We start from the raw sequence: 21,962 nt of genomic DNA, 5'->3' as shown, positions 1-21,962 counted from the left end.
GGCCGAAGCAGCAGGCGCCCGCAATGCATCTTGATGTGCAGGATCTGAGGAACTTCTACTACCGCAGCACGCTGGGCCGTGCGGCGCAGGCGTCGATCCGCGGCCGCCTGCTGGAGCTGTGGCCGGAGGCCGAAGGCCTGACGGTCGCGGGCTTCGGCTTTGCCGCGCCGCTGTTGCGCCCCTACCTGCCGGAGGCGCGCCGGGTGATGGCGCTGATGCCGGGGCCGCAGGGGGTGATGCAATGGCCTGCGGGGATGCCCAATGTCTCGGTGCTGTGCGAGGAGACCAGCTGGCCTGTCGATACCGGCCGGATCGACCGGCTGGTGGTGCTGCACGGGCTGGAGACCTCGGAACGGCCCGCCCGGCTGCTGGAGGAATGCTGGCGGGTGCTGGGGCCGGGCGGCCGGGCGATTTTCATCGTCCCGAACCGGGCCGGGTTCTGGGCCCGCTCGGATCTCACCCCTTTCGGCTATGGCCGCCCCTACACGCTGCGCCAGCTCGAAGGCCAGCTGCGCGAGCATCAGTTCGCCATCGAGCAGCACACCGCGGCGCTGTACCGGCTGCCCAGCCACAAGCGGTTCTGGCTCAAATCCGGCGCCATGCTGGAGAAGATGGGCCGCAAACTGCCGGCAATGCTGGCCGGCGGGGTGTTCATGGTCGAGGTCAGCAAGCAGACCTATCCGCAGAAGGGCCACATGATCCGCACCAAGACCCCCAGCCGCATCCGGGTGCTGGAAGGGCTGTCCAACCCGATGCCGGAGCCGGCCTGACCCCGTGGCCGCCGATTTCGATTCCCTGAAACTGCCGGCGCCGCCGCCGCAGCGCAGCAAAACCGGCCCCGGCAGCGATATGTGACGGATTTCGGGGCAAATGCCGCTGTCCGGAATCGCCAAATTCTGCAGTTCAGCCGCACTTTTTTATTTGCCGACTGTGGTCAAAGGGCCGCACTTCCCGCAAGCCTTTGAAAACACGGAAAACATGCTTTCATCCGTTACCGTTATAGACAGTTGATAGGTCGCATCCGCTCTGCTAGACCCACGCTGATTTCAACGCCCCGCTGCCAATGGGGGATGACTCACGCCCCCGGACGCCTCCTGACGCCAGGTACGCCAACCGGGGCCAAAAACATATCGGAAGGGTGGACGTGTCCGAACCAGCTTCGATTTCTGCAGGCATTGCTGCGCGCTATGCCACGGCGGTGTTCGACATCGCTGAAGAAAACAAGGCGCTCGACAGCCTTGAAACCAGCATCAATGACCTGGCAGCCGCGCTGGCTGACAGCGACGACCTCAACAGCCTGATCCACTCGCCGCTCGTGTCGCGCGAAGAGCAGGGCGCCGCAATCACCGCGGTGGCAGACAAGATGGGCCTGGAGCCCGTCCTGCGCAATACCCTGGCTCTGATGGCTGACAAGCGCCGCCTGTTTGTGCTGCCCGCGCTGATCGAGGCGCTGCGCGCCCGCCTGGCTGACGCCCGCGGCGAAGTCACCGCCGAGGTGGTGTCCGCCAAGGCGCTGACCAAGACCCAGAGCGAAAAGCTGGCCAAGACCCTGGCCGAGCGCGTGGGCAAGAAAGTTACCATCAATGCTTCCGTCGATGCCTCCATCATCGGCGGTCTTGTCGTTAAAGTGGGCTCGAAGATGATCGACAGCTCGATCCGCTCCAAGCTCAACTCCCTACAGAATGCAATGAAAGAGGTCGGATAAATGGGTATCCAAGCAGCAGAGATTTCTGCGATCCTGAAAGACCAGATCAAGAATTTTGGTCAAGAAGCCGAAGTGGCAGAAATCGGCCGCGTGCTGTCCGTTGGTGACGGTATTGCCCGCGTCTACGGCCTCGACAACGTTCAGGCCGGTGAAATGGTCGAATTCCCGGGCGGCATCATGGGCATGGCGCTGAACCTGGAAGCCGACAACGTCGGTATCGTGATCTTCGGCTCCGATCGCGACATTAAAGAAGGCGACACCGTCAAGCGCACCAACTCGATCGTGGACGTTCCGGCCGGCCCCGAGCTGCTGGGCCGCGTTGTCGACGGTCTGGGCAACCCGCTGGACGGCAAGGGCCCGATCAACGCTTCCCAGCGTCTGGTCGCAGACGTCAAGGCGCCGGGCATCATCCCGCGTAAATCGGTGCACGAGCCGATGGCAACCGGCCTCAAGTCGGTTGACGCGATGATCCCGATCGGCCGCGGCCAGCGCGAGCTGATCATCGGCGACCGTCAGACCGGTAAGACCGCCGTGGCTCTGGACACCATCCTGAACCAGAAAACCTACAACGACGCCGCAGGCGACGACGAGTCCAAGAAACTGTACTGCGTCTACGTTGCTGTCGGCCAGAAGCGTTCGACCGTTGCCCAGCTGGTGAAGAAGCTGGAAGAAGCCGGCGCGATGGAATACTCCATCGTCGTGGCCGCAACCGCGTCCGACCCGGCGCCGCTGCAGTTCCTGGCGCCCTACGCCGCGACCGCGATGGCCGAATACTTCCGCGACAACGGCAAGCACGCGCTGATCATCTATGATGACCTGTCCAAGCAGGCCGTGGCCTACCGCCAGATGTCCCTGCTGCTGCGCCGTCCGCCGGGACGTGAAGCTTACCCGGGCGACGTTTTCTACCTGCACTCCCGCCTGCTGGAGCGTTCGGCCAAGCTGAACGAAGACTTCGGCGCCGGCTCGCTGACCGCTCTGCCGGTTATCGAAACCCAGGGCGGCGACGTGTCCGCGTTTATTCCGACCAACGTGATCTCGATCACCGACGGCCAGATCTTCCTGGAAACCGAGCTGTTCTACCAGGGCATCCGCCCCGCCGTGAACACCGGTCTGTCGGTTTCGCGTGTGGGCTCCTCGGCCCAGACCAACGCGATGAAGACCGTTGCAGGCCCGGTGAAACTGTCGCTGGCCCAGTACCGCGAAATGGCGGCCTTCGCCCAGTTCGGTTCCGACCTCGACGCCGCCACCCAGCAGCTGCTGGCCCGCGGCGCCCGTCTGACCGAGCTGATGAAGCAGCCGCAGTACTCGCCGCTGACCAACGCCGAAATCGTCTGCGTCATCTTCGCCGGCACCAACGGCTACCTCGACAAGGTCGACATCAAGGACGTCGGCCGCTGGGAAGCAGGTCTGCTGGCGCATATGCGCGGCAAAGGCAAGGAGACCCTGGACTGGATCACCAACGAAGATCCCAAGATCAAGGGCGACGCCGCTGACAAACTCAAGGCTGCGATCGACGAATACGCCGCCACCTTCGCATAAGGAGAGAGTCGGGACATGCCTTCTCTCAAGGACCTTAAAAACAGGATCGAGTCGGTCAAATCGACCCGCAAGATCACTAAAGCCATGCAAATGGTGGCCGCGGCGAAACTTCGCCGCGCCCAGGAAGCTGCCGAGGATTCCCGGCCCTACACCAAGCGGTTCAACGCCGTGATGGCAGGGCTGGCGGCCTCGGTCGGCGGTTCCGACTCCGCGCCCAAGCTGCTTCGCGGCACCGGCTCGGACCAGGTACAGCTGCTGATCGTGATGACTGCCGAGCGCGGTCTGTGCGGCGGCTTCAACTCGAACATTGCCAAGCTCGCCCGCCAAAAGGCGGCTGAGCTGAAGGCCGCGGGCAAGACGGTCAAGATCCTGACCGTCGGCAAAAAGGGCCGCGACGCCCTGAAACGCGACCTGGGCGATGATTTCGTCGGCCATGTGGACCTCAGCGAAGTCAAGCGTATCGGCTATGCCAATGCGCAGGCGATCGCCAAGGACATCCTGACCCGGTTCGATGCTGGTGAATTCGACGTTGCCACGATCTTCTACTCGGAGTTCGTCAACGTGGTGACCCAGATTCCGACCGCGCAGCAGATCATCCCGGCTTCCTTTGAAGCCGAGGAAGGCGAGAGCTCTGGCGCCGTCTACGACTACGAACCCGGCGAAGAGCGGATCCTGGCGGACCTGCTGCCGCGCGGCGTGGCGACCCAGATCTTCTCGGGGCTGCTGGAAAACGGTGCATCCGAACAGGGTGCCCGGATGAGCGCGATGGACAACGCAACCCGCAACGCGGGCGAGATGATCGACAAGCTGACCATCGAGTTCAACCGTTCCCGTCAGGCCGTGATCACCAACGAGCTGATTGAAATCATTTCGGGCGCTGAGGCGCTCTAAGAGACAACCGGAGACCAACAAATGGCACAAGCAAAAGGCAAGGTGACCCAGATCATCGGCGCCGTTGTGGACGTCCAGTTTGACGACCACCTGCCCGCAATTCTGAACGCACTGCACACCGAAAACGGCGGCAAAACCCTGGTTCTGGAAGTGGCCCAGCACCTCGGCGAAAACACCGTCCGCACCATCGCTATGGACGCAACCGAGGGCCTGGTCCGCGGTCAGGACGTGACCGACACCGGCGCGCCGATCTCGATCCCGGTCGGCAACGCCACCCTGGGCCGCATCCTGAACGTGGTGGGTGAACCCGTGGACGAAAAGGGCCCGGTCAGCGCGACTGAGACCCGCGCCATCCACCAGCCCGCACCCGAGTTCAACGAGCAGTCCACCGAGTCCGAGATCCTGGTGACCGGTATCAAGGTGATCGACCTGCTGGCCCCGTACTCCAAAGGCGGCAAGATCGGCCTGTTCGGCGGCGCCGGCGTGGGCAAAACCGTTCTGATCATGGAACTGATCAACAACATCGCCAAAGTGCACTCCGGCTACTCGGTGTTCGCGGGTGTTGGCGAACGGACCCGTGAAGGCAACGACCTGTACTGGGAAATGATCGAATCCAACGTGATCAAGCCGGACAACCTGGAAGACTCCCAGGTGGCCCTGGTTTACGGTCAGATGAACGAGCCTCCGGGAGCCCGTGCCCGTGTTGCGCTGACCGGCCTGACCCTGGCCGAACAGTTCCGCGACCAGTCCGGCACCGACGTTCTGTTCTTCGTCGACAACATCTTCCGCTTCACCCAGGCGGGCTCGGAAGTGTCCGCTCTGCTCGGCCGTATCCCCTCCGCTGTGGGCTACCAGCCGACCCTGGCCACCGACATGGGCGCCATGCAGGAGCGTATCACCTCGACCAAGAACGGCTCGATCACCTCGATCCAGGCCGTCTACGTTCCCGCGGACGACCTTACCGACCCGGCACCGGCAACCACCTTTGCCCACCTGGATGCGACCACCGTTCTGAACCGTGCGATCTCCGAACTCGGCATCTACCCCGCTGTGGACCCGCTCGATAGCTCGTCGCGCCTGATGGACCCGCAGATCGTGGGCGAAGAGCACTATGCGGTTGCGTCCGACGTTCAGCAGATCCTCCAGCGCTACAAGTCGCTGCAGGACATCATCGCCATCCTCGGCATGGACGAACTGTCGGAAGAGGACAAGCTGACCGTTGCGCGTGCGCGTAAGATCCAGCGTTTCCTGTCCCAGCCGTTCGACGTTGCGAAGGTCTTCACCGGCTCCGACGGTGTCCAGGTTCCGCTGGAAGACACCATCTCGTCGTTCAAGGCTGTTGTGGCCGGCGAATACGACCACCTGCCCGAAGGCGCCTTCTACATGGTTGGCGGCATCGACGAAGTGATCGCCAAAGCCGAGAAGATGGCTGCGGAAGCCGCCTAAGAACGGATTTTCCCCCGCGCTTTCGCGGTGCGGGGGAACCCTGAAAGGAGGCCCCAATGGCACAAACGATGCAATTCGACCTCGTCAGCCCGGAGCGCGCCCTGGCGTCGCTGCAGGCCAGCGCGGTTCAGATCCCCGGCGCCGAGGGCGACATGACGGCGATGCCTTCGCACGCGCCGACCATCACCACCCTGCGCCCCGGCGTGCTGAAGGTCGAAAGCCCCGAAGGCAACTCGGAGTATCTGGTGACCGGCGGTTTTGCCGAAATCGCAGGCGACAGCCTGTCGGTTCTGGCCGAGCGCGCGATCCCGATGGCTGAGATGACCCGCGATCAGATGAACGAGCTGATCGAGGAAGCCCGCGAGATGTACAAGACCGCGAAAGAGAAAGACCAGCCCCACGGCCTGGTCGAGGACGCAGCCAAGCTGCTCGCCGACATGGAAGCCCTGGGCACCCATATGTCCCTCTGATCCTTCGCGGATAGGACGATTTTGAAACCGGCTCCCATTGGGGGCCGGTTTTATTTTGGGGCAGGCGGGTTGCGGACGGCTGCAGGACGATAGCGGACCGTTCCTGAGTAGGAGCGGGACAGGGTATTCGCGGGACGGAGCTGCCGTTCGCTGCAAGCGCAGCCTGTGCGTTAGCCCGTGTCCGCCTTGCTGCATGTTTCTCGGACGCCACTCAAGCGGGGCGAACGGTGTGCGGTGTTGGCTGGCGTCGGAGATGCCGAGTGTTTTAAGGGATTGAGGGCGGCACCCTACTGCCTGGCAGGACCAAAAGCGTCGCGTGCCGCAGGCCATTCCAAATCGGACATTCCCGGTTGCCATCAGCTTGGGAATAGAACGAAAAAGATTGGAAGAAGAGGCCGCAACCAGTACCAAGAACTTTTTAGGCAGCTGCACTGAGCTTAATCAAACGTGAAAAATCGGCGGATCTCCGCCCCTCCTTTTTCAAAAGATCCTTATAGTCCAATGCTATTGAAAGACCGAAGTCTATAATTGAGAATGAAGTTACAAAAAATCTTTCAATTTCACCCTTAACTGTATTTGGATTTTCCAGGTTGATTGAGCAGTTACGCCAATCCTTGACCTTCCCAATTAACGTACCGAACGAAGGTACCGACTTAGAGAATGGAAACCACACTCCATGCAGTGATTTGTAGTTCACCTCATTCCGCACTATCGAAAGCCAGTTTCCCGCAGGATGCCGCCCCCGGGCGGTAATCGCCTCTGTAAGTTCCGAAAAGATCTGGGCGACTTCCTGTCGACGCTGTTCCGACGCACGAGCTTTCAACACCTCAGAAGAGATGTCTCTCATTAGCGCTTGGTAACATTTCCATAGGTCCTTGTGGCTTTCGGAGCACTTCTCAAAGGTAAGGTTTTGGGTCATGGGGGAGTATCTTATTAGATAATAAGAAGAGGGTAAATTTGGAGAATACCCAGCCTCGCTAAAGCAGCGAGACTTAAGAAACTGAACATGACCGTTCTCAAGGTGAGAAAACGACCTGCCAAAAAAGCGTAGAGTAGCGTGAGCGGCAAAGTATGCCGCGTAATACGCTTGAATAACTCTCCAGGATGTAAGCTTTGGATATGCTGTGGTTCTTTCTAACTCAAAAACCGTTTGCGCCGAATGCGATGCAAATCTAAACGCGTCAAGGGACAAGCTCTGCTTCACTTCATCTGGCTTCAGACTGTAGAGAGACACATCCGGTGGCGAGTGATTGACGTAGTAATTCCCCTCACTTAACCATAGTTTCAAGCTTTGCTTACACTCTTCATCCATGACGAAGCTGTGGTGGAGCCACAACGGTCTAATGAGATCTATATCACTCTTTTTCAAAGTTGAAACTCACCTTTGAAGTGTTTTTCAAGGTAATCCAGTATCTTGGACTGAGATGTCCCCGAAAGTTTAGCGATTTGGATGTTGTCAAATAGCGGCCCTAGCACTACATCAAAATTATCAATCGTATATTCAGGTCCAAACCGATCCTTCACCCTTCTCGCAGCGTGTATGAAAAATGAAACGATGGCTCGAAATGTGATACTGTTCAGCAAGATGTTTTCGTCACCGCCATTGCGGATGATTTGATCTCGTACACTTGCTAGATATTCAGACAAAATTTCCTGAATTTCCCCGGGAGTGCGAGAGGTTAGGGCTGGATAAATGCTCTTGAGAGCAGCATTAAAGGTGACACGCGATATCTTTGACTTCACACGTTTTGATGGAGATAGTCGGCCGAAGAGGGGGCTATTGGGGTCTCCATTCATCTTGTCAAAAACTTCTCTGAAGAGTTGTTCTTCGGAGTTCTCGTAATCCGCTTGCTTCTTGATATCCAATAACAGTTCCGACGGAACTCCTCTTTGCTTGGAGTTGATGTCAATAAATAGCCGAGACTCATCACGACGACTCAATCCATCGTATATAATAACCGGAACGCGAATTTTGGTTTCTGCCAATTTGAAGCCAAACACCCTGTGCTGTCCGTCAAGAATTAGGAAGGACCCGGACAACACTTCAAAACTTATAGTCTTATTTCTTGAATCGTATTCAAGGCCACAGATTTCTTGAGCAGACAATATTATTGATGTGGGAATCGTACCATGCCCCGAGTCAATGTAGGTGGCAATTTCTTTTGCTCTTTTTTTGTCGAGCAGGCGCTGAAACCCTTTGTCTGGATCTTCATCTCGCGTCGAGACAAATGTGCAGCTACTTAGTACATCGCTGGGCATGGCAAGTTGATAAAAGCGATGTTCGCCTTGAGTGATTAGAACAGCGGAATAGCTTTCTTTTGCCATTATTGTCCCCATGGTTAAGTTTTGAGCAAATATCAGGAGTTTGGCTGTTCTCCACTGGACCTTCAAGGTGTTGCATACAAGTTTTTTCTGCACCTTAGGAAGTTGTGACAGCTTGTGGATTGATTTACGATAGCTGCTCTCTTGGCCTTCGTATAGCCATAGCCTGCTAAGCATCTGCTTCCCGGGCTTTGCTATGGTCACAGCTACGCAATGTTATTTGATCGCTCTCCGACCAACTTAGAGCTGCTTTTTCCAAAACACGCGGAGCAATGAAGTTCAGGCTTGGGCTGGTTCACCACATGCCGCACGGGCGAACGCTTGCACTGCGACTAATGTCTGCAAAGGGCTCATGCACTAAATCGCTCCGCGATAGGGGTTCTGTGTGGCAGGCGTCGCGCTGAACCGGGATTTGTTTCGCGGTTTTCGATGTCGGGTGTGTGCTGTTGGTCGAGGTGATTTTACCTCGATTGACAGAGGGTTTTGCCATGACCATTCAGCATCCTACACCGACGACACCGCTTCGTGGCCGCATGATCGCGGATATGTCCGCACGCAATCTCGGACCTGCGTCGCAGACCAGCCACCTGCGGGCCTGCAAGCGGTTTGCCTCCTGGCTCGGGCGATCTCCGGAGACAGCTTCACCGGATGACGTGAAGCATTTCCAGCTGCATCTGATCGAGAGCGGGACCAGTATCTGCACCCGCAACCAGACCATGACCGGGCTGAAGTTCCTGTTCCGGGTCACCCTGCGCCGGCATGACCTTGCGGCCGAAGTGTTCCACCTCAAAAAGCCCGTGAAGGTTCCCCTCGTGCTGAGCCGCAACGAGGTCAAACGCGTTCTGGCCATGGCGCCCGGCCTGAAGGCGCGCGTAATGCTGTCGCTCGCCTATGGGTGCGGCATGCGCGCGGGCGAGGTCGTCCGGCTGAAGGTCGGCGACATCGACGGGGAACAGAAGATCATCCGCATTGTGCAGGCCAAAGGCCGCAAGGATCGCAACGTGATGTTGCCCGGGGACATTCTGGGTTTGTTGCGCGAGTGGTGGACCCAACGCCCCGCGAGCCAGGACACGGGCGTGCCCGGACCCGAGCGGGTTCTCTTCCCCGGCTATCGCGGCAAACACCTCTCGGCCCGCCAGATTTCGCGGCTGTTCAAGGAGGCCGCGCGGGCCGCAGGGATTACCAAGCCGGTGACGCTGCACACGTTGCGCCATTCCTTTGCGACACATCTGCTGGAACGCGGCGTCGACATCCGGGTCATTCAGGCGCTGCTCGGTCATGCCAAACTCACCACGACGGCGCGCTATGCCAGCGTCGCTACGGGCATGATCGCGGCGGTGGAGAGCCCGCTGGACGGCCTGACCGCGGCGAAGCGCAGGAAGGGCAGGAAACGCGCGTCATAGCGCGCCTTGCCCCCATCACATTTGGAGGTCGCGGATGTCTTCCGCATGCATGGTGCTGCTTGGCGGGCGGCCAATGCGGACCATATCAGCCTCGATCAGTTGAAGGTGATGAGCGCCATCGAGCGCTGCCGCACGGCCGTGCTTGGCGGTCATGTTGCACGATGTGAAGACTGCGCGCATGAACATATCGCCTACAATTCGTGCCGGAACAGGCACTGTCCCAAATGCCAGGCGGGTGCGGCCAAGGCATGGCTGGCGGCGCGGGAGGCCGAACTGCTGCCCGTGCGGTATTTCCACCTGGTCTTCACGCTGCCAAAACCGGTCGCCGACATCGCCCGCCATAACAAACGGGAGATCTACAATCTGCTGATGCGATCAAGTGCGGACACGGTGATCCGGATCGCCGCCGACCCCAAGCACCTTGGCGCCCGGGCCGGCATCACATCCGTCCTGCACACTTGGGGCTCGGCGATGACGCACCATCCGCATGTCCACATGATCGTGCCGGGCGGTGGCCTGTCTGCCGATGGCACCGGTTGGATCGCCTGCCGCAGGAATTTCTTCCTCTCTGTCCGGGTGCTGTCCCGCCTCTACCGGCGCCTCTTCCTGGACGGGCTGGCCCGGCTGCACAAAGCCGGGAAGCTGCACTTCTTCGGCGATCATGCCAGGCTTGCGGATCGCGCGGCCTTCGACGCTTTCCTGCGACCGCTGCGCAAGATCGATTGGGTTGTGTATGCCAAGGAGCCCTTCGCCGGCCCCAGAGCCGTGCTGGCATACCTGTCGCGCTACACCCACCGTGTCGCGATCTCGAACAGCCGCCTGATCCGCATGGACGGCCGGAGCGTCACCTTCCGCGTCAAGGATTACCGCGTCAACGGTCCCGGGCGGCATACCACCATGACCCTCAAGACCGGCGAGTTCATCCGCCGGTTCCTGATCCATGTCCTGCCCAAGGGGCAGCATCGCATCCGCCACTACGGCTTCTTCGGGAATGGCAACCGTGCCGCCAATATCGCCAGGATCAAGGAACTGCTCGGGGCCGAAACATCAGATCAGGGTCACGCTCGCGATGACAATATCGATGCATCCGATGCACTTGCCCGCGTCCTCGCGCTGCCATGCCCCTGCTGCGGCGGGCGGTTGGTCATCGTCGAAACCATGGCGCCAGAACGGCGCCCCAGAGCGCCGCCAGGAACAGCGAGGGCTGCTGCATGACACGCGCGCCAAAAACCGGAAGTCCAATCTCAACCGCGCTCAAAACCGGTTGCGACCCCACCGGCATGGCCGGAACCCAGATGCCCGTGGTTCAGAAGGTCACGAAAACCGCAGGATACAACGCATGTTGAGCAAAGCCCGCAAAACCTATGCTGAGGCCGCCTGCAGGAGTGCTGCCGCCTCATCCAGCTCCGCAAAATCCAAGGCAAACAACCGGCTCAAATCCCCATAGACCTGGGATGGTCCGCCCAATCCCAACCCCGCGATTTCCCGCTTGAGCGCTTCTCCGACGCCAAGCAACGCCCCGCGTCACTCAAAAGCCTCGCATGGCGTCTGAGAAACCTGCACCAAACCAGACCTTGGCTCGCGTTGAAGTGCGGGGTGTAACGGCAGCGTCAAAAGGCGCTTGTTCCCTTCTCCACGCTTTCTCTTGCTCACCACGCTAATTCTTCCGCTCTTAACCCAATTCTCACCAAATTTTCCGAAATTGCCCTGCATGACGTTTACCCAACCAGCAGGATTCCCCGTGACCGATTGGACTTCCGGATATGTCGCCGGCATCGACTACACCTATGATTTCCACAGCCAGCTGACGCCAGCCCTGCTGGAATTCGCCGCCATGCGCCAGGGCCACAGGCACGGGCTCGGCCAGGACAGGCTCAGCTATTGCGAGCTGGGCTGCGGCCAGGGCTTCTCGGCCAACCTGCTGGCGGCCGCGAACCCGCATATTTCCTTTCACGCCATGGACTTCAGCCCGGCTCATATCGCCGGCGCCCGCGAACTGGCGCAGGAGGCCGGGCTGGAGAACGTCCATTTCCACGAACGCAGCTTCGAGGATTTCGGCCAGGCGCCGGACCTGCCGGACAGCTTTGACATCATCGCGCTGCACGGCGTCTACAGCTGGATCTCCGCCGAAAACCGCCAGCATATCCTCCGCTTCATCTCTGAGCGGCTGCGGCCGGGCGGACTGGTCTATGTCAGCAGCAACGCGCAGCCGGGCTGGGCCGCCGCGATGCCGCTGCGCCGCCTGCTGGCCGGCCGGGCAGAGCAGGGCAGCGGCCCGCTGACCAAACGGATCCAAGATGCCATGGACTTCGCCCGCCAGCTGAGCGCGGCCGGTGCAGGCTTCTTTGCCAGCAACCCCGCCGCTGCCAAGCGGCTCAAGCACATGGAGGCGATGCCCGCCAACTATCTCGCGCATGAATATTTCAACAAGGACTGGACGCCGTTCCACTTCGAGGATCTGGCCGCTGAACTGGCGGGCGCCAAGCTGAACTTTGCCGGTTCGGCGCATCCGCTCGACAATATCGACAGCATCCGCTTCACGCCGCAGCAGCAGGCGCTGCTGGAGGCTGAGCCGGACCCGGACCGCCGCGAGGGCCTGCGGGACGTGCTGATCAACGAGCATTTCCGCACCGATATCTTTGTGAAGGGCAAGCTGGCCCATACCCCGCGCGGTGAAATCGGCGCCTGGTTTGCAACGCCGTTTGCGCTGACCCGCTCCTACAGCGGCGGCGCGCTCAAGTTTCATCACCGCGGCAAGGACCTGCTGCTGGAGCAGGCGCAGTACGGGCCGGTGCTGAAGGCGCTGGCCGAAGGCCCCGGAACGGTGCGCAGCCTGCTGGATCAGGGCGTGTTCGGAACCATGGACTGGGGCAGCATCACCTTGATGCTGACAGCGCTGGCAGGCACCGGCAGCATCACCCCCTGCCTGCCGCCCAAGGGGCTGGACAAACGCGCTGCCGCCTGCCGCGCCTTCAACCTGGCCGTTTGCAAGCGGGCTGAGGACAGCGAGGCGCTGCGCTTTCTTGCCTCGCCTGTCACCGGCGGGGGGGTGGAGCTTGACCGGCTTGAGCAGCTGTTCCTGATGGCCCGCGGCGAGGGGCTGGAAACCCCGGCGGACTGGGCCGGTCTGGCCTGGCGTATCCTGGCGCCGCAGGGCCAGCGCCTGCAGCATGAGGGGCGGGTGCTGGAAACCGAGGAAGAGAACCTTGCCCTGCTGCGCGCCCGGGCCGGCAATTTCGCCGCCCGCCGCCTGCCGCTGCTGGACAGCCTGGGCGTGACGCTGCAGGACAGCAGCGCCGCGCTGCGGAGCACCGGCGGGGCGCAGCCACAGGGCGCCGCTGCCTGATCCGGCGCTGCCGGAAAATCTGAGCGGCGCGTGCCTCATTAGCAATTTGAAAAGCACTGCCCGGTAGACATAAACCAGCATAAAACAATCACTGACAGGAACTGAAACGTGTCCTTTGAAGACCGCACGCTGACTGCTCAGACCACGGGCAAAGAGGCTCATTTTGCCTTGGACGAAGTGTTCTTTTCGCGGACCGATGACCGCGGCGTCATCCGGGCCGGCAACGCGGTGTTCAGCCGGGTCGCCAAATACCCGCTGGAAGAGCTGCTGGGCGCGCCGCACAAGATCATCCGCCATCCGGACATGCCCCGCGCGGTGTTCCAGCTGCTGTGGGACACGATCAAGGGCGGCGGCACCGTTGGCGCCTATGTCAAGAACCGCGCCAGCGACGGCAGCTTCTACTGGGTCTTCGCCATCGTCACCCCCTGCGACGGCGGTTACCTGTCGGCGCGGATCAAGCCGACCAGCCCGCTGCTGCGGACAGTTGAAAAGGAATACAGCCGGCTGCGCCAGGCGGAACAGGCCGAAGGGCTGAGCCCCGAGGACAGCGCCGCGCGGCTGCTGGACCGCCTGCGGGAGCTTGGCTTTGCCACTTACAGCGATTTCGCGGGCCACGCCCTGGCGGAGGAGCTGCTGGCACGCGACGCCGGGCTGCAGCGCCCGGCAGAGGCGCGGCTGGCGGAACGCCGCGCCATGTTCTCCACCGCCGAACAGCTGGTGCAGGAGACTGAGGCGCTGGTGCAGGAGTTCGAATCCATGCGCACCATCCCCCATAACCTGCGGGTGATCGCCTCGCGGATCGAACCCGCGGGCGGGCCGGTCACCGTTCTGTCCCAGAACTACAGTTCCATGTCGCGCGAGATGTCGAGCTGGTTCGAGGCCCATGTCTGGGGCAAGAACAGCAATTTCCGGGCCATCAGGGGCACCGTGACGGCAGCGATCTTTGTCGAAGGCCTGGCGCGCATTCTTACCGAATGCGGCCATCAGCTGGATCAGGAAGACGGCAGTGCCGCCACCGACATCGCCCGCGAGCAGGCCATCCTGTCGGAGCTGACGCAAACCCAGTTCACCAAGGCCCGGGCCAGCCTGCAGGACGTCCGGTTCGAGGCCGGCCGCATTCAAAAGGCCTGCCTGACCCTGCACCGGCACTTCATGGCGCTGACCACCACCCGGGTGCTGTGCAAAATCGAATGCGCGCGGCTGGGCCACGTGGGGGAATCGCTGAACTCGATCATCGACGAGCTGGGCCAGTTCCAGGACCGGATCTCAGCCCGGCTTGAGAAGATCTCGGAGCTCAGCGCGGCGCTCGCCTGCGAGGAGAAATAGCCCGCCGCCGGGATTACTCCCTGGCCGCTTTCTCTGCCCAGCTCTTGCGGAAGGACGCGGGCGACTGGCCGTAGCGCTTTTTGAAGCGGATCGACAGCTGGGTGGCGCTGCTGAACCCGGTGGCGGCAGAAATCTCTGCCACCGTCATATTGGTCTCATTCAGCAACGCCAGCGCCCGGCCCACCCGCAGCTCGATATAGAACTGCACCGGCGAAGTGCCGGCATAGCGCTGGAACAGCCGCTCCAGCTGCCGGCGCGAGATCTGCGCATGCTCCGCCACCACGCCGATCTCCACCGGCTCCTCGATGGTGTCATGCATGAACTGCATCGCGTTGATCAGATGCTGGTTGCGGCTGCTGAGCGCCACGGAATAGGCCGACTTCTGCAGCGCCTCCCGGTTGTTGGAGCGGAAGTGGATGCACATGTCCGACACGATCACCGCCAGATCCTTTCCGTGGTCGGTCTCGATCATTTCCAGCATCATGTCGGTGGCCGCATTGCCGCCGCCGCAGGTCATCAGCCCGTTGTCGATCTCATACAGGTTCGCGGTCGGCTCCAGCCCCGGAAAGTACTCAGAGAACGAGGGCTGGTTCTCCCAATGCAGGGTAAAGCGCTGATCCTGCAGGATGCCAGCCTGGGCCAGGGCAAAGGCACCGGTGCAGATGCCGCCAAACCGGCTGCCATGCGCATTCTGCCGCCGGATCCAGGCAAGCGTCCTGGGACTGGTGCTGTCCGACGGTTCAATGCCGGAGCAGACAAAGGCAAAGCTGCCGCGGGGCAGGTCCTCCAGCGCCAGGCCGGTGTTGATTTCAATACCATTGGAGCAGGGCACCGGCGCGCCGTCCTCGCTGATCAGGAACCAGCGGTACAGCTCCTTGCCAGTGACCTGGTTGGCGATCCGCAAGGGTTCCACCGCGGCGCTGAACGCCAGCATGGTCAGCTTCGGCAGAAGCAGAAAGTAGATGTCTTTGGGCGGCCCGTCGTAATCAACCCGGAAACTGGCCGCACCCTTCGGGACAAAGCTGCGGAGCGTCATATCATTAACCTAACAGATGGGGTGTTCACTTTGAAATGCGCGCCGGAGGGGAGGCTCCGGCGCGCGGCGCGGTCAGGCGGTCAGCTCGGCCACCGGCTCACCGCTGTCTTCCCAGGCGGTGATCTCCTCTTCGCTGGCTTTGGGCGAGAACAGCCCGGTCATCGCATAGAAGATGCCAATGAGCGGCGACAGCCAGCAGGCAAAGGCCAGCGGGATGTACAGCAGGTTCTCAAAGTTGCCGTCGGCAATCCCCAGCGCCAGCGCCGAGATCACAAAGGCACCGCCCGCGTTCCAGGGGATCAGCGGCGACACCAGCGTGCCGCCTTCCTCAATGGCGCGCGAAAGGTTCAGCGGCGAGTACTTCATGCCGCGGTAAACCGGCGCATACATTCGGCCGGGCAGGGCGATGGACAGGTACGGATCGCCCGCCACGGTGTTGGTCGCCACAGACGTCAGGATCGCCGAGGTCTGGATGCCGGCAAAGCTTTTTACCCGCGCGATAATCACCTCGATGATCGCCTGCAAACATCCGGTGCGCTCCAGCGCGCCGCCGAACCCCAGCGCCAGAAGCACCAGCGAAATGGTCCACATCATCGACTGGATGCCGCCGCGGTTCAGCAGCGGGTCGATCTCCGCCACGCCGGTGTCGATGGAATAGCCGCTGTTGGCAAAGGTGAAGGTCTCATGCAGCCCCGCGCCCTGGAACGCCATCGCCATGATGCCGCCGACAACAGCCCCGGCAAACAGCGACGGAATCGGCGGCTGCTTTTTCACGGCCAGGAAAATGACCAGCAGCGCCGGCAGCAGCATCAGCGGCGAAATCCAGAAAGCCTCGTCCAGCGCCGCCGTGATGGCGTCGATCCGCTCGAACGACACTTGGGAGGTGTCGATCAGGGTGAAGCCCACAATCAGGTAGATCACCAGCGCAATCAGCATCGACGGCACGGTGGTCGGCAGCATGTTGCGGATGTGGTCGAACAGGTTGGTGCCGGTGACCGCGGGCGCCAGGTTGGTGGTGTCCGACAGGGGCGAGATCTTGTCGCCAAAGAAGGCGCCGGAAACCACGGCGCCCGCGGTCCAGTACATCGGAATGCCAAACCCCGCGCCGATCCCCATCAGCGCCAGGCCGACGGTGCCCACAGTGCCCCAGGAGGTGCCCAGCGACACCGACACGATCGAGCACAGCACCATGCCCGCGGCCAGGAACAGCTCCGGTGACAGGATCTTGAGGCCATAATAGATCAGCGTCGGCACCGTGCCGCTCGCAATCCAGATGCCGACGATCATGCCGACGGTGATCAGGATCGAGACCGACGGCAGCGAGATGTTGATGACGTGGAACACGCCTTCTTCGATATTGTCCCACTTGTGGCCCAGCTTCAGCCCCACCAAGGCGGTAATGGCAATGCCGATGGCCAGCGGGATATGCGGGGTGAAGTCCCCGAAATAGAACAGCTGGACGCCCAGAACGGCCAGCGTCAGCACGATGGGCAGCAGCGCCATCCCGAGGCCGGGTTTGGTGATAGTCGGATCATTTGATGACACGGGTTTCTCCTCCCTTGAGTCAGATCGCCTGTGCGAGGCGGATGCGGATACACACCAGACAACGCCGCCCCGGACTCGCTGCCAGCGCGCCGGAATGGTCGTGTTTTGCGACAAAAGGGGCGGAATTCCCCTAAGGGGGAGAGTTTGGCGTGAGAGGGGAATTCTCCCCGAAAACACCCTGATACCTGCTGGGAGAGCGGGCGGCTGGATGCGCAACAGCCCCGCGCAATCGCAGCCGCCGCAGTGTCATTCCTGCTGATTGCTGGCAATTCCTGCGGTATGGCGTAAACTGAACGTCGGGCTAAGCGCTTGGGAAACGGAATGAAAAGACTGCGCAACCCCCGCACGGGGGTCGATCAGGGCGATGTCGGGGTGTTCTCGGATTTCGAGGACGGCGGCGAAATGTGGACCGGCTCCGGCCCGCGCGAGCGTCGCCGGGCGGTGCAGTTTTCCGCGGCTTTTGCCCGCCCGCCCGCGGTGCAGGTGTCGGTATCGCTGTGGGATATGGACACCTCCGCAGCCATCCGGGCAGAGCTGGTGGCGGAAAACATCACCTGCGAGGGGTTTGAGGTCGTCTTCCGCACCTGGGCCGACAGCCGCGCCGCCCGGCTGCGCGCCGCCTGGATGGCAATCGGCGAGCTGCCCCACGCCGATGACTGGGACGTCGATTAAACCTTGGCCGTAAGGCTCCCGGCCTGCAAAAGCTTCTGAAACTTCGGGCACTCCAGGTGGCTGGGCGCCGGGCACTCCGCCATGTGGCGCAGCGCGTCCTTCAGCGCGGACAGCTCGCGGATCTGCGCCTCCAGCGCATCCGCGCGGGCATGCAGCTGGTCCCGCGGCAGATCCGGCCGGCCGTCCTTGCCAAGCATGCCCGCAATCTCCTGCAGCGAAAATCCCGCCGCCTTGCCCAGCGTGATCAGCGACAGCTGCAGCAGCGTTTCCGGCCCGAACTGCCGCCGCAGCCCCTTGCGCCCGGCTGAGCTGATCAGCCCGATCTCCTCATAATACCGCAAGGCGGACGCCGCGGCGCCGGAGCGCTCCGCGACCTCGCCAATATCCAGAAGTTTCATCCTTGACCTCAAGCTGGCTTGAATTGGCAGGCTGCCAGCCTCGAACAGTTTGAACAAGGAAAATCCACGATGAATACGCACGACACTGCGGTTTGGCTGCAGCCCAGGGCCATCGCGCTGCTGATGGCAGCCAGCCTCACGGTGATGGCGAACGCCACCATCAGCCCGGCGCTGGCCGGGCTGGAGCAGGAATTTGCGGATGTGCCCGATGCGGGCTTTCTGGTGCGCCTGCTGGTCACCGCGCCCTCGCTGGGGGTGATGCTGACCGCGCCGCTGGCGGGCTGGCTGACCGACCGGGCCGGGCGCCGCGGCGTGCTGCTGGCGGGGATCTGGCTGTTCATCCTGTGCGGCACGGCGGGGTATTACCTGCCGGGCCTGCAGCTGATGCTGGCCAGCCGCTTCGGCCTCGGCATTGCGGTGGCGCTGATCATGACGGCGCAGACCGCGCTGATCGGCGACTACTTCAGCGGCGCCCGGCGCCAGGCGCTGACCGGCCTGCAGATCTCCGCCCGCAATTTCGGCGGGCTGGTGTTCATCGGCCTGGCCGGTCTGGCCGCCACCCTGTCGCCGCGGCTGCCGTTCCTGATCTACGGGCTCGCCGTCCTGTGCCTGTACACCGTCTGGCGCCATGCCCCCGAACCCCGGCGCAGCGGCAGCGGGGCAGGGCAGGCAGAGGCACCGGGCCACCCCGCCTGGCTGGTGCTGGTCATTGCCGTCTCGGCCCTGCAAATGCTGACCAACGGCCTGTTCTTCATGATGCCGACCCAGCTGCCCTTCTTCTTCGCCGCGCAAGGGCTGAACAGCGCGCTGATGACCGGGGCCGGGCTGGGCCTGCTGTCGCTCTGCGGCGGCCTCACCGCGCTGCTCTATGCCCGGTTCAAAGGCGCGCTGCCCCATGCTGCCGTGTTTGCCGCCGGCTACAGCGCGCTGGCAATTGGCTTTGCGGTGCTGGCGCAAGAGGGCAGCCCTGCGCTGTCCCTGGCCGGAGCGATGGCCGTTGGCATCGGATACGCCACGGTGTCCCCGGGCTTTGTGGCGATTGCCCTGGCCCTGGCCCCAGCCAGGCGGCGCGGCACGGCGGGGGCCATCCTCACCGCCTCGGTGTTCTGCGGCCAGTTCCTGTCGCCCTTTGCCAGCACGCCCACCATCACACAGTGGGGATACGGCGGGGCATTCGGTGCTGCTGCGGCGCTGCTGGCGCTGATGGCGGCCGCCGCGCTGGCCGCGGCCCTGCGCACCGCCCGCCGCCGCGCCGCCGCCTGAAACGAAAAAGCCCCGCACAGTGGCGGGGCTTTGCAACTTCCGGAAAACAGCCGCCTCAGCCGCCGTTCGAGTAGAGGTTCTCGTAGATCGGCACCAGCGTCTTGTCCTCGAAAAGCGACGACACAGAGGTGCCGTGCCAGATGTTCAGGATCGCCTGGGTGAACAGCGGCGCGGTCGGCACAATGCGGATATTCGGCGCGGCTTTCACTTCCTCGGTGGGCTGGATCGAGTCGGTCAGCACCAGCGATTTCATCACCGAGTTGGACACCCGCTCCACCGCCGGGCCGCTCATCACGCCGTGGGTGATATAGGCGTGCACTTCCTTGGCGCCGTTGTCCAAGAGCACCTGGGCAGCCTTGCACAGCGTGCCGGCGGTGTCGCACATGTCGTCGACGATCAGGCAGATCTTGTCCTTCACGTCGCCGATCACGGTCATCTCCGCCACTTCACCCGGCTTCTCGCGGCGCTTGTCGACGATGGACAGCGGCGCGTTGATGCGCTTGGCCAGCTCGCGGGCCCGGGCCACGCCGCCGACGTCGGGGGACACCACCATGATCTCGGACATGCGGTCCTTGAACTGGTCTTTGACGTCCAGCGCAAAGATCGGGCTGGCATAAAGGTTGTCCACCGGAATGTCGAAGAACCCCTGGATCTGGGCGGCGTGCAGGTCCATGGTCAGCACCCGCTCAACGCCTGCGCCGGTCAGCATGTTGGCGACCAGCTTGGCCGAGATCGGCGTGCGCGCCTTGGTGCGGCGGTCCTGGCGGGCATAGCCGAAATAGGGGATTACCGCAGTGATCCGCTGGGCCGAAGACCGGCGCAGCGCGTCCGCGATGATCAGCAGCTCCATCAGGTTGTCATTGGCCGGGTTCGAGGTCGGCTGGATGATGAACATGTCCTCGCCGCGGACGTTCTCATAGACTTCGACGAAGATCTCGCCGTCATTGAACCGCTCGACGCGGGCGTCCACCAGCCCCTGGTCAACACCGCGGTGCAGGCTCATCCGGCGGGCAATGGCTTGGGCAAGAGGAAGGTTGGCGTTCCCAGCAATCAGCTTGGGTTCGTTCAAGGTCGGCATTGGCTGTTATCCCCAGGCAGCAATGGCAATGTGTCAGATTCGTGATATTGAACCCCGCTTATCATGCACTTACCGTCGCGCAAAGTTCTAAGCGGGAGATACAACCTATGGCATCAATTGATTTCTACTTTTCCACTCTTTCGCCATTTTCCTATCTCGCCGGGACCCGCCCGTGGCAGATTGCGGCCCGCCACGGCGCCGAAGTGACCTGCAAGCCGCTCGACATCCTGGCGCTGTTTGCCCGCACCGGCGGCACACCCCCGGCAGAACGGCATCCGGCGCGGCAGGAATACCGGCTGATCGAACTGCAGCGGCAGGCGGACAAGCTGGGCCTGCCCATCAATCTGAAACCTGCGCATTGGCCGGCCAACGCAGCGCCGTCCTCCTATGCCATCATCGCGGCGCAAAACGCAGGCGGCGGCGATATGGGCCAGCTGGTCCATTCCATCCTGCGCGCCTGCTGGGCGGAGGAGAAGGACATCGCGGATGACGCGGTGATCCGCGCCTGCCTCGCGGGCGCCGGCTTCGACCCCGCGCTGGCGGACAGCGGGCTCCTGGCCGGCGCGGAGACCTATGCGCAAAACCTCGAGGATGCGGTCACTGCCGGCGTGTTCGGCGCGCCGTTCTGGGTGACGGCGGACGGCGCCCGGTTCTGGGGCCAGGACCGGCTTGGGGATCTGGACGCCCATCTGGCGGAGGCAGCGGCGTGACGGATCAGCTGGACGGTATCTTTTCGCGCAGCTTCGGGCAGGGCCCGCGGCAGGTGCTGGCGGTGCATTGCTCGCTGGCCCATTCCGGCGCCTGGCGCGGCCTGGCAGAGGTGATGGCGGAGGACATCACCCTCACCGCCTTCGACATGCTGAGCCACGGCCGCAGCCCGGACTGGGACGGGCAGGGCAATTACCAGCTGCTGAACGCGGAGGCCGGGCTGGCGCTGCTGACAGAGCCGGTGGACCTCGTTGGCCATTCCTTCGGCGCCACCGTTGCCCTGCGCATGGCAATGGCGCGCCCGCATCTGGTGCGCAGCCTAACCCTGATTGAGCCGGTGCTGTTTGCCGTGGCCCGGGCAGACGCCCCGGACGTGCTGGCCGCGGTGGAGGCCGACAGCCGGCCCATCGACGCCGCCTGGGAAGCGGGCGATCTGGAGCTGACGACCCGGCTCTTCAACCGCCTGTGGGGACCGGGAGAGCTGAAATGGCCCGACCTGCCACAGCAGCTGCGCGACGCGATGATGCGGGCGATGCCGGTGATCCCATCCAGCTACGGCACGCTTTACCTGGATGAAAACGCCACCCTGGCGCCGGGGGCCTTGGATCCCGTCACAATGCCTGCATTGCTGGTCACCGGATCGGACAGCCCGCCGGTGATGGCAGAGATTGCCCGGGGCCTCACCCGCCGGCTGTCGGATGCCCGCGCCGTCTCGGTGCCCGGCGCAGGCCACATGCTGCCGGTAACGCATCCGAAGGAAACCGCCGACCTCTTGCGCGGGTTCTGGCAGCCGGCCTGACCCTTTGCGCCGCCG

The 21,962-nt window shown here is 62.5% G+C and carries 20 protein-coding genes; 14 read left to right on the top strand and 6 right to left on the bottom strand.

What is annotated here, in order from left to right; all coding sequences use genetic code 11:
• Nucleotides 1-23 precede the first annotated feature (23 nt).
• The 6 genes from CAER_RS0108190 (at nt 24) to CAER_RS0108160 (ending at nt 6,051) form a co-directional block, all read left to right on the top strand.
• Nucleotides 24-770 carry a class I SAM-dependent methyltransferase gene (locus CAER_RS0108190; protein ID WP_027234890.1) on the top strand — a complete coding sequence of 249 codons (747 nt, stop codon included), beginning with the start codon at nt 24-26 and terminating at the stop codon, nt 768-770.
• Between the two features lie 374 nt (nt 771-1,144).
• Nucleotides 1,145-1,705: a F0F1 ATP synthase subunit delta gene (locus tag CAER_RS0108180; protein ID WP_027234889.1), complete on the top strand. Its 561-nt coding sequence runs from the start codon at nt 1,145-1,147 to the stop codon at nt 1,703-1,705.
• Nucleotides 1,706-3,244 (top strand): F0F1 ATP synthase subunit alpha, encoded by a 1,539-nt coding sequence (gene atpA, locus CAER_RS0108175; RefSeq protein WP_027234888.1) that lies wholly within the window; start codon nt 1,706-1,708, stop codon nt 3,242-3,244. It abuts the gene before it with no gap.
• A gap of 15 nt (nt 3,245-3,259) precedes the next feature.
• Nucleotides 3,260-4,135 carry a F0F1 ATP synthase subunit gamma gene (locus CAER_RS0108170; RefSeq protein WP_027234887.1) on the top strand — a complete coding sequence of 292 codons (876 nt, stop codon included), beginning with the start codon at nt 3,260-3,262 and terminating at the stop codon, nt 4,133-4,135.
• Nucleotides 4,136-4,156: 21 nt separating this feature from the next.
• On the top strand, nt 4,157-5,581 hold the full coding sequence (atpD, locus tag CAER_RS0108165; protein ID WP_027234886.1) for a F0F1 ATP synthase subunit beta: 1,425 nt from the start codon (nt 4,157-4,159) through the stop codon (nt 5,579-5,581).
• Nucleotides 5,582-5,637: 56 nt separating this feature from the next.
• The gene (locus tag CAER_RS0108160; protein WP_027234885.1) at nt 5,638-6,051 is read left to right on the top strand and encodes a F0F1 ATP synthase subunit epsilon; all 414 of its coding nucleotides are present in this window, start codon (nt 5,638-5,640) and stop codon (nt 6,049-6,051) included.
• A gap of 418 nt (nt 6,052-6,469) precedes the next feature.
• Here the strand turns inward: CAER_RS0108160 and CAER_RS30340 are convergent, their stop codons facing one another.
• Together CAER_RS30340 and CAER_RS0108155 are read right to left on the bottom strand one after the other, a co-directional pair.
• A complete protein-coding gene (locus tag CAER_RS30340) occupies nt 6,470-6,970 on the bottom strand; it encodes a hypothetical protein (RefSeq protein ID WP_209320198.1) in 501 nt (166 codons plus the stop codon).
• Between the two features lie 446 nt (nt 6,971-7,416).
• The gene (locus tag CAER_RS0108155) at nt 7,417-8,469 is read right to left on the bottom strand and encodes a DGQHR domain-containing protein (RefSeq protein WP_209320197.1); all 1,053 of its coding nucleotides are present in this window, start codon (nt 8,467-8,469) and stop codon (nt 7,417-7,419) included.
• 392 nt (nt 8,470-8,861) lie between these two features.
• Here CAER_RS0108155 and CAER_RS0108150 point away from each other — a divergent pair, with 392 nt between their 5' ends.
• The 4 genes from CAER_RS0108150 (at nt 8,862) to CAER_RS0108130 (ending at nt 14,448) form a co-directional block, all read left to right on the top strand.
• The gene (locus CAER_RS0108150; RefSeq protein WP_027234883.1) at nt 8,862-9,776 is read left to right on the top strand and encodes a tyrosine-type recombinase/integrase; all 915 of its coding nucleotides are present in this window, start codon (nt 8,862-8,864) and stop codon (nt 9,774-9,776) included.
• A 6-nt stretch (nt 9,777-9,782) separates the two neighbouring features.
• Nucleotides 9,783-10,991: an IS91 family transposase gene (locus CAER_RS0108145; RefSeq protein WP_027234882.1), complete on the top strand. Its 1,209-nt coding sequence runs from the start codon at nt 9,783-9,785 to the stop codon at nt 10,989-10,991.
• 526 nt (nt 10,992-11,517) lie between these two features.
• Nucleotides 11,518-13,122, top strand: a complete 1,605-nt coding sequence (locus CAER_RS0108135) for a class I SAM-dependent methyltransferase (RefSeq protein ID WP_027234881.1) — start codon at nt 11,518-11,520, stop codon at nt 13,120-13,122.
• Between the two features lie 108 nt (nt 13,123-13,230).
• On the top strand, nt 13,231-14,448 hold the full coding sequence (locus CAER_RS0108130; protein WP_027234880.1) for a PAS domain-containing protein: 1,218 nt from the start codon (nt 13,231-13,233) through the stop codon (nt 14,446-14,448).
• Nucleotides 14,449-14,461: 13 nt separating this feature from the next.
• Here CAER_RS0108130 and CAER_RS0108125 read toward each other — a convergent pair whose 3' ends face one another.
• Together CAER_RS0108125 and nhaC are read right to left on the bottom strand one after the other, a co-directional pair.
• The gene (locus tag CAER_RS0108125; protein WP_027234879.1) at nt 14,462-15,484 is read right to left on the bottom strand and encodes a GlxA family transcriptional regulator; all 1,023 of its coding nucleotides are present in this window, start codon (nt 15,482-15,484) and stop codon (nt 14,462-14,464) included.
• A gap of 72 nt (nt 15,485-15,556) precedes the next feature.
• Nucleotides 15,557-17,029: a Na+/H+ antiporter NhaC gene (nhaC, locus tag CAER_RS0108120; RefSeq protein WP_027234878.1), complete on the bottom strand. Its 1,473-nt coding sequence runs from the start codon at nt 17,027-17,029 to the stop codon at nt 15,557-15,559.
• A gap of 321 nt (nt 17,030-17,350) precedes the next feature.
• Between nhaC and CAER_RS0108115 the strand changes: the two genes are divergently transcribed.
• The gene (locus CAER_RS0108115) at nt 17,351-17,701 is read left to right on the top strand and encodes an H-type lectin domain-containing protein (protein ID WP_027234877.1); all 351 of its coding nucleotides are present in this window, start codon (nt 17,351-17,353) and stop codon (nt 17,699-17,701) included.
• Here the strand turns inward: CAER_RS0108115 and CAER_RS0108110 are convergent.
• Nucleotides 17,698-18,099 (bottom strand): helix-turn-helix domain-containing protein, encoded by a 402-nt coding sequence (locus CAER_RS0108110; RefSeq protein ID WP_027234876.1) that lies wholly within the window; start codon nt 18,097-18,099, stop codon nt 17,698-17,700. The two genes, CAER_RS0108115 and CAER_RS0108110, sit on opposite strands and share 4 nt — an antisense overlap.
• 69 nt (nt 18,100-18,168) lie before the next feature.
• Between CAER_RS0108110 and CAER_RS0108105 the strand changes: the two genes are divergently transcribed.
• Nucleotides 18,169-19,362: an MFS transporter gene (locus CAER_RS0108105; protein ID WP_027234875.1), complete on the top strand. Its 1,194-nt coding sequence runs from the start codon at nt 18,169-18,171 to the stop codon at nt 19,360-19,362.
• A 55-nt stretch (nt 19,363-19,417) separates the two neighbouring features.
• Here the strand turns inward: CAER_RS0108105 and CAER_RS0108100 are convergent, their stop codons facing one another.
• Nucleotides 19,418-20,440: a ribose-phosphate pyrophosphokinase gene (locus tag CAER_RS0108100; RefSeq protein WP_027234874.1), complete on the bottom strand. Its 1,023-nt coding sequence runs from the start codon at nt 20,438-20,440 to the stop codon at nt 19,418-19,420.
• A gap of 107 nt (nt 20,441-20,547) precedes the next feature.
• Here CAER_RS0108100 and CAER_RS0108095 point away from each other — a divergent pair, with 107 nt between their 5' ends.
• Entirely contained in the window at nt 20,548-21,150 is a 603-nt protein-coding gene (locus CAER_RS0108095; RefSeq protein ID WP_027234873.1) for a 2-hydroxychromene-2-carboxylate isomerase, read from the top strand.
• Nucleotides 21,147-21,947, top strand: a complete 801-nt coding sequence (locus CAER_RS0108090; RefSeq protein WP_027234872.1) for an alpha/beta fold hydrolase — start codon at nt 21,147-21,149, stop codon at nt 21,945-21,947. The genes CAER_RS0108095 and CAER_RS0108090 overlap by 4 nt, the downstream gene beginning before the upstream one ends.
• The last annotated feature ends 15 nt before the right edge of the window (nt 21,948-21,962 follow it).

Source organism: Leisingera caerulea DSM 24564, from assembly GCF_000473325.1.
Lineage (GTDB): Bacteria > Pseudomonadota > Alphaproteobacteria > Rhodobacterales > Rhodobacteraceae > Leisingera > Leisingera caerulea.
The sequence above is the reverse complement of the archived record's forward strand: the minus strand, read 5'-3'. Positions and strand labels throughout refer to the sequence as shown.